The organism is Streptomyces sp. H39-C1 (assembly GCF_027158125.1).
Lineage (GTDB): Bacteria > Actinomycetota > Actinomycetes > Streptomycetales > Streptomycetaceae > Actinacidiphila > Actinacidiphila fildesensis.
The window spans coordinates 1-645 of sequence record NZ_JAPVLS010000291.1; the positions used below are offsets into that span (position 1 = coordinate 1).

1 protein-coding gene and 1 pseudogene are annotated in these 645 nt (G+C 67.0%); both read right to left on the reverse strand.

Going from position 1 to position 645, the window contains the following annotated elements:
* Positions 1-199 (reverse strand): annotated as a pseudogene (locus O3W51_RS48270) (sel1 repeat family protein); the annotation flags it as partial.
* A 47-nt stretch (positions 200-246) separates the two neighbouring features.
* Positions 247-645 (reverse strand): hypothetical protein (locus O3W51_RS48275; RefSeq protein WP_269290456.1); only part of this gene is annotated, 399 nt, incomplete at its 5' end.

Genomic DNA, 645 nt, shown 5'->3' on the forward strand with positions numbered 1-645 from the left:
CCAGCATGGCGTCCGGATCGCCGAAGGCCGCAGCCTTCTCCCAGGCCACCTGCGCGCGGTTCGCGTCACCGGCCGCGGCGTGCAGCATGCCCAGGTTGTAGCCGGCAATCACGTTCCCGGCTGCCCATGCCCGGTTCCACCAGTGCAGCGCGCCGACCCGGTCGCCCTGCAGATGCAGGGCCGCCGCCAGGTTCCCCATGGCCACTTGCACGTTCAGCTCGCCAACTAAGTCCTCGTCCTACGTGGTCAGAAGTCCTTGCTCTCGTTTTCGACGCCCGCCAGCCAGTCGGTCAGCTCGGCCAGGTGGTCGCGGGTGAGGCCGTGGGCTACCCATTCGTCCTGCCGATCGAGCCGGAGGAAGCCCTTACTGGCGAACGCCCGCCGCAGGTAGTCGGTGAAGCTCAGGACGTGTTCTTCTTCACGGACCAGCGGATCGGCGCCTGCGTGTGGAAGCCAGACGGAGTATGGGGCCCCGCCACTGATGTTCGCCTTGTGGAGGTAGTCGGCAGCAACGGTCAGTTCTAGCGGGCCGGCGATTTCGGGGCGCAGGTCCGCGGACTCGTCCTGCCACTCCTCGACTGAGAACCACGCGGTGGTGAGGTCGAGGATTTCCAGCGGGTCGGCGACGGCAAGTTGTTCTGGCAC